The 6,667-nt window shown below is 44.6% G+C and carries 7 protein-coding genes; 5 read left to right on the top strand and 2 right to left on the bottom strand.

Annotated elements, in window-relative coordinates; genetic code table 11:
• Positions 1-358 (bottom strand): amidohydrolase family protein (locus tag DXZ20_RS06220; protein WP_348918545.1); only part of this gene is annotated, 358 nt, incomplete at its 3' end.
• 472 nt (positions 359-830) lie between these two features.
• On the opposite strand from DXZ20_RS06220, the gene DXZ20_RS06215 reads away from it, so the two are divergent.
• The 5 genes from DXZ20_RS06215 to DXZ20_RS06195 all read left to right on the top strand — a co-directional run bounded on the left by DXZ20_RS06215 (position 831) and on the right by DXZ20_RS06195 (position 5,565).
• Positions 831-1,070, top strand: coding sequence for a hypothetical protein (locus DXZ20_RS06215; RefSeq protein ID WP_163697071.1), 240 nt, complete (start codon positions 831-833; stop codon positions 1,068-1,070).
• Positions 1,071-1,112: 42 nt separating this feature from the next.
• Positions 1,113-2,393 (top strand): class I SAM-dependent methyltransferase, encoded by a 1,281-nt coding sequence (locus tag DXZ20_RS06210; protein ID WP_163670116.1) that lies wholly within the window; start codon positions 1,113-1,115, stop codon positions 2,391-2,393.
• A gap of 281 nt (positions 2,394-2,674) precedes the next feature.
• A complete protein-coding gene (locus tag DXZ20_RS06205; protein WP_163697069.1) occupies positions 2,675-3,994 on the top strand; it encodes a DUF4910 domain-containing protein in 1,320 nt (439 codons plus the stop codon).
• 60 nt (positions 3,995-4,054) lie between these two features.
• The gene (locus DXZ20_RS06200) at positions 4,055-4,882 is read left to right on the top strand and encodes a glucose-1-phosphate cytidylyltransferase (protein ID WP_163697067.1); all 828 of its coding nucleotides are present in this window, start codon (positions 4,055-4,057) and stop codon (positions 4,880-4,882) included.
• A gap of 23 nt (positions 4,883-4,905) precedes the next feature.
• Positions 4,906-5,565, top strand: a complete 660-nt coding sequence (locus tag DXZ20_RS06195) for a PIG-L deacetylase family protein (RefSeq protein WP_163697065.1) — start codon at positions 4,906-4,908, stop codon at positions 5,563-5,565.
• 30 nt (positions 5,566-5,595) lie between these two features.
• Here DXZ20_RS06195 and DXZ20_RS06190 read toward each other — a convergent pair whose 3' ends face one another.
• The gene (locus DXZ20_RS06190; RefSeq protein WP_163703416.1) at positions 5,596-6,633 is read right to left on the bottom strand and encodes an aldo/keto reductase; all 1,038 of its coding nucleotides are present in this window, start codon (positions 6,631-6,633) and stop codon (positions 5,596-5,598) included.
• Positions 6,634-6,667: the final 34 nt, after the last annotated feature.

Below are 6,667 nucleotides of genomic sequence, written 5' to 3'. Positions count from 1 at the left end.
CATCAGCATGGGTACGGACAAAAAGGGTACCCTGGCTGGCCATTAGTTTGAGAGCGGCGGTGGCACGGTGTTTGATGTCATCCAGGGTGAGGGATTGTTTGCGTTCTCTCCAAATCTCGATGCCTTCAAACAAGGTGCCACTTTGGTTATGGCGGGGTTGCCCGGCAGTCAGGGCCGAGTCTAGATGGATGTGGGATTCGACAAACGGTGGACTGACGAGGTTGCCTGCGACGTCGATTTCAGTGGGGGCGGTGAGCGGTAGGTTGGGTTCAATGGCAATGATGGTTGAGTTTGCGATCGCAATGTCAGCCGGACCATTAACCAAAGCGCAATTTCTAAGAATCAGTGTAGGTGTCATGGATCGAACAGAAAAAAAGCTACAGGGGGATATTGCAGACATAACCTGAGAATGTCCCTTTTTTCCGTACTTAAACGAACAGTAAACAGTGAAGATTAGACAGCCTATCTTCTGCCAACTGCAAGTAACCATCCCGCCCATGGGCATGGGCCAGATCTAACAAAAAGCATTTCTCTTGGAGAAAAGCAGCCTTTCAACCATGTACTACGGGTACGTCATATAAATTAACGAAAACCTGTTATTGTGCGAGTGATCAATCAAAAAAACAGATATTTATCTATGCTCCGACATTCACAAAGTTGTTGATGTGTAAAACAAAAATAAATATTAGGTCGAGATTTGAGTTATGGAAACTTAAATCCGAACATTGCCGTCTTTGCGTATAAATCCTGGTGAATTCTTAGGAAATAGAACCAATGGCAACAATCCATCCCCAGAGGTGCAATGGATCCTAATTTTTGGAGAGGAATTAGTGGATAAACTCGTATCACTCTGGGGCAAGGGGGCGACCTGGGAACAAGATAACGCCTACCATCCCCACGAGGCCCACTCCCTGAGCTTAGATTGTTCTAAAGCACGGCTGAAGCTGGATTGGGCTCGTCAAATTTCCCTAGATCAAGGCTTGGAACAAAGCATCACCTGGAGCCAAGCCTATGGCTCTGGAACCGATATGCGGCCAGTCACTGAAGCGGCCATTGCTCAGTGGATGTAAGCCCTCAAACCTTTCCCCTGTAGACCCCTTTAAAATTAAAACATGAGTCAGCAAACGGCTACGAAAGAAACGATCAAAGCGTCTTCTCAAAATACGCCCCAGTGTCTCTTTTGCGGAACGTCTTTAAACCACACCCTGGTAGATTTGGGCATGTCGCCCCTATGTGAAAGCATCCTAAGTGCGGATCAAGTCAACCAGATGGAGCCGTTCTATCCTCTCCATGTACGGGTATGTAGCAACTGTTTCCTGGTACAGCTAGAAGCATACGTCAGCCCAGAACATATTTTCACTGAGTATGCCTATTTCTCGTCCTACAGTGATACTTGGCTGGCTCAGTGCAAAGCATATACAGATCAGGTTGTTGAACGGTTTCACCTCAATGAAGAAAGTCACGTTGTGGAACTAGCCAGTAACGACGGATATCTCCTACAGTATTTCGTAGAAAAAAAGATTCCTGTGCTAGGCGTTGAACCGGCAACGAACATCGCCAAGGTTGCCATTGATAAAGGCATTCCCACCCTGAATGAATTCTTTGGAGAAGACTGTGCTAAGAAACTGGTGCAACAGGGGAAGTCCGCCGATCTGATTGCTGCCAATAATGTCATTGCCCATGTGCCCAATCTCAACGATTTTATTGCAGGCATCAAAATTTTAATGAAGCCCCAAGGCGTTTTCACTGGGGAGATTCAACATTTGATGCGCCTCATGGAGTTGAATCAATTTGATACCATTTATCACGAGCATTTTTTCTATCATACCCTGAGCACCCTAGAGACCATCTTTGCAGCCCATGGCATGACCATCTTTGATGTGGAAGAACTACCCACCCATGGTGGCTCGTTACGTGTCTATGCGCGACACACAGACGATATCTCTAAGCCCGTGGGCGAGCGCGTCATTGACTTGAGACAACGTGAAGCCGCCGCCGGGTTTACAAGTCTAGAACGCTACACTCATTTTGATGAACAAGTGCGCGAAACCAAACGTAAGCTTCTAGACTTTTTGATTAAAACAAAACGAGATGGGAAAACAATTGTTGGCTATGGGGCACCGGGCAAAGGGAATACTCTCCTAAACTATTGTGGCATTCGCACAGACTTTCTTGACTATACGGTGGATAGAAACCCTTATAAGCATGGAAAATTCCTGCCGGGCACCCATATTCCTGTTTATCATCCCGATAAAATCAAAGAAACAAAACCCGATTATGTGTTGATTTTGCCTTGGAATGTAAAAGACGAGATTATGCAGCAAATGAGTGTGATCCGCGAATGGGGTGGAAAATTTGTGGTACCCATCCCTGAAGTAAACGTCTATTCCTAGGGAATAGTACGTCTATTCCTAGGGAATAGAAAACGTCTATTCCTAGCTAGGGATACGTGTGACGTCTGCCAGACTACAGGATGCAACACCATAAAACCACAGAGGCTAACGATGAGTGTGGCTGCCTTACCTCCAGTCTTGTAAGGCAGTGTTTTCACGCCAAGCGCTGAACTCAGAGCTGAGACCTATCAAGCTTTCAGGGCCTCTTAAGTTTTAACCTTAGATATTTTTTGAATACAGTTTGCGATCGCTACTCCTTAAAGCATTCCAGGAGCATGAACATGAATATGGAGCTTGATGCAAAATCAATCGATGATATACATCGCCTAGGGTTAGACATGTATAGCCTGATCAGCGATCTATATCCAATTTGCCGTAGCATCACAGGCAATGGCGTACGCAAGTCACTCAACATTATCCAGCAACATATTCCCCTAGAAATTCATGAAGTGCCGACAGGTACACCCGTTTTTGATTGGACGGTTCCTAAAGAATGGAATATCAAGGATGCTTACATCAAAGATAAAACGGGCAAGAAAATCGTTGATTTTCAATCATCAAACTTACACGTACTAAACTACAGCATTCCAATTCATCAAACGATGTCTCTTTCCCAGTTAAAAGAGCATCTTTTCTCAATGCCCGATCAACCCGATTGGATTCCTTATCGCACCTCTTACTATCAAGAGACATGGGGGTTTTGCCTATCGGATCGGGTACTGCAATCTCTACCAGAGAGTGACTATGAAGTCTATATTGATTCTTCTTTAGAATCAGGTTCTCTCACCTATGGCGAGCTATTATTACCAGGACAAACATCTGACGAAATCTTATTGTGCTGCCATAGTTGCCACCCATCCCTATGCAACGATAATCTATCGGGCATCGCACTCGTCACGTTTCTAGCAAAACATCTTAGCCAACAACAATCCTTACGCTATTCCTACCGTTTCCTGTTTATTCCAGGTACCATCGGCTCGATTACTTGGTTGAGCCGCAATGAGGATCGAGTTTCATTCATTAAGCATGGTTTAACTGTTTCTAATGTTGGCGACTCAGGTCCTTTAGCCTATAAGAAAAGCCGTCATGGCAATGCAGACATTGATAGGGCCGTCATCCATATCCTACAAAATTTGTCCCAAGACCATAAAGTTTCTGATTTTTCACCCTATGGATATGATGAACGACAATTTTGCTCACCTGGCTTCAACTTGCCTATTGGTAGCCTCACGAGAAGTCAATTTGGCACCTACCCTGAATATCACACCTCGGCTGACAATTTAGACTTTGTGCAAACGTCTGCTTTAGTCAATTCCTTCGAAACCTATGTGAATGTGCTCGATGTTTTAGAAAACAACTACGTCTACTTGAATACGAATCCTAAATGTGAACCCCAGTTAGGCAAGCGAGGTCTTTACAGCACCATGGGAGGTAAACAAACAACCTCTGACGATCGCATGGCCATGTTGTGGACGTTAAATCTCTCCGATGGAGAACACACATTGCTTGATATCGCTGAGCGATCTCAGTTGAGTTTTTCGACCATCAAGAATGCTGCATTTACCCTGGCCAACCATAGCTTGCTAACCATAGCTTGCTAACCATGGCTTGCTAACCAGTTATTCCAGTTCAGCATGTAAAAAAACATAAGGAGAATCCAAATGAAAGTTGTTCTATTTTGTGGTGGCTTAGGCACCCGACTAAGAGAATATTCTGAAACTATCCCCAAGCCAATGGTTGAAATTGGCTATCGCCCAATTATTTGGCACCTGATGCGATATTACGCTCACTTTGGCCATAAAGAATTTATTTTATGCCTTGGCTATAAAGGAGACTACATTAAGAATTACTTTCTTAACTACGACGAGTGTTTATCCAACAACTTTACCTTATCTAAGGGTGGCAAGGATATTCAACTCCATACCACTGACATAGAAGACTGGAAAATCACCTTTGTTGATACTGGGCTCAATTTAAACATTGGCGAGCGTTTAGCGGCGGTCAAGCCTTATTTAGAAGGAGAAGACATCTTTCTAGCCAATTATTCAGATGGTCTCAGCGATCTTGATCTAAATTTATACCTTGAGTATTTTCAACAACAAAATAAGATTGCTAGCTTTTTAGCCGTGCAACCTTCACAATCATTCCATGTTGTTTCTTTAACCAATGAAGATGGCATCGTGGAAAATATTCGATCGGTGGGTCATTCAGATTTATGGATCAATGGAGGATTCTTTGTACTGAGAAAAGAAATCTTTGACTATATTTCCCCCGGTGAAGAGTTAGTGCTTGAACCATTCCAGCGATTGATTCGAAAACAACAACTGATTGCCTACAGAAATCCTGGTTTTTGGGCCTGTATGGACACTTTAAAAGAAAAGATACTATTTGACGATATGTATGCCAAAGGGAACACTCCATGGGCTGTATGGGAGTCTCACTCAGAAATATTCAGCAATAGCCCAAAGCCTGACCTAAAAATCGCTTAAGTCTTCACAAATCGTACAATTTTATGATGAAACTCATCGGTAATCATCAGGATAACCATACATTCCGTCGCATTCTTTGCCTGGGTGCCCACAGTGATGACATTGAAATCGGCTGTGGTGGCACCCTCTTGAAATTGATTGACCATTGTCCAGAGATTGAAGTTGATTGGGTGGTTTTCTCGGCAACTGGACATCGAAAAGAGGAGGCCCTAGCCAGTGCAAATAGCTTCCTAAAACCGGTCAACAAGAAAAATATTGTCATTAAAGAATTCAGAGAACGATTTTTTCCATACATTGGCATAGAAATCAAAGAGTTTTTTGATCAGTTAAGCAAGAATTGTTCTCCTGATCTAGTTCTGACCCACTATCGTAATGACTTGCATCAAGATCATCGGTTAATCTCTGAACTGACTTGGAATGCCTTTCGCAACCATATGATTTTAGAATATGAGATTCCTAAATATGATGGAGATTTAGGGAATCCTAATTGCTTTGTACATCTTGATGCATTCACTTATCAGCGAAAAATAGATTACCTGATGCAGCATTTTCAAACTCAGTTCAACAAGCAATGGTTTGACGAAGAAACGTTTTCATCAATCCTGAGACTGCGGGGAATTGAGTCAAATGCACCCGATAAATATGCAGAAGCCTTTTATTGTCGCAAGGCTATCTTGATGTAAGCGTCTCGATCGGGTCTCTATGTGCCAACGTCACAGATCCCAAATACTGTCTACCGTATACGGTCCCCCTGGGACTTGCCAAAATGCACCATCCACATAGCGACGATTCAAATCCAGCCCCTTAATGGTTTGCATATCCTCTTGTGTCAGCACAACATCAGCCGATGCCAAATTTTGGCGGATACGTTCTGGATTGAAGGACTTGGGAATGACAGCAGTGCCCCGCTGCATAGCCCAGCTCAGGAGAACCTGGGCAGAGGTGACGCCATGGCGCTTAGCAATGGCAGCAATGGTGGGCTCTTTCAGTAAAACTGGCTCATCTTTTGACTTGAGGTTATCAGGGCGCGTCGAGGAACCGAGGGGGGCGTAAGCGGTCAGGTGAATATTGTTGGCCTGACAAAACTCTAACATTGATGGTTGCTGTAAATAGGGATGCAACTCAATCTGGTTTATTTCTGGCTGACGTCGGGCATTATCCAACAGATTTTGTAACTTTGCACTACTAAAGTTTGATACTCCAATATGCTGGCACAGCCCTTTATCCACAAGAGATTCCATTGCTCGCCAGGTGGTCAAAATAGGGAGTGTGTCCAGGGAGATCAGGTGCTCTGCCGTTAGGGGGTCTGAGCTTCCTTTTTTCATGGCCACAGGCCAATGGATAAGATACAAATCTAGATAGTCTAACTGCAAATTGGAGAGAGTCGCTGCCAAGGCGGGTTGTACATCTTCTGGGGCATGGGAATCATTCCACAGTTTGGAGGTGATCCACATTTCTCCTCGGGTGACAACACCTGCTTTAAAGGAATCCGCAAGGGCGCGACCAACAGGGGCTTCGTTGCCATAGATGTGGGCGCAGTCAATGTGGCGATAGCCCGCTGCGATCGCATCCTTAACGGCGCTATACACATCGCCAGGGGCCAATGACCATGGGCCTAACCCCAACAGACGATAACCTGTTGCGATCGCACGCTTAACGCTATGCTGCACACTCCTGGGGGTAGATGTCCAGGTGCCTAAGCCCACCATGGGCATTTGATCACCGTTGCTAAACTTGATTGTACTTACCATCATCTATCGACCTCTAAACGGGCATAGGCGACAC

Origin of the sequence: Adonisia turfae CCMR0081, from assembly GCF_011009555.1 — a bacterium.
Taxonomy (GTDB): domain Bacteria; phylum Cyanobacteriota; class Cyanobacteriia; order Phormidesmidales; family Phormidesmidaceae; genus Leptothoe; species Leptothoe turfae.
Note: the sequence above shows the minus strand (reverse complement) of the source record. Positions and strands in the feature narration are given on the sequence as shown.

Coding starts and splice junctions, on each gene's coding strand:
- DXZ20_RS06210 (WP_163670116.1), top strand. CDS start 1,113: ATGAGTCAGCAAACGGCTACGAAAGAAACGATCAAAGCGTCTTCTCAA.
- DXZ20_RS06190 (WP_163703416.1), bottom strand. CDS start 6,633: ATGGTAAGTACAATCAAGTTTAGCAACGGTGATCAAATGCCCATGGTG.
- DXZ20_RS06205 (WP_163697069.1), top strand. CDS start 2,675: ATGAATATGGAGCTTGATGCAAAATCAATCGATGATATACATCGCCTA.
- DXZ20_RS06200 (WP_163697067.1), top strand. CDS start 4,055: ATGAAAGTTGTTCTATTTTGTGGTGGCTTAGGCACCCGACTAAGAGAA.
- DXZ20_RS06195 (WP_163697065.1), top strand. CDS start 4,906: ATGATGAAACTCATCGGTAATCATCAGGATAACCATACATTCCGTCGC.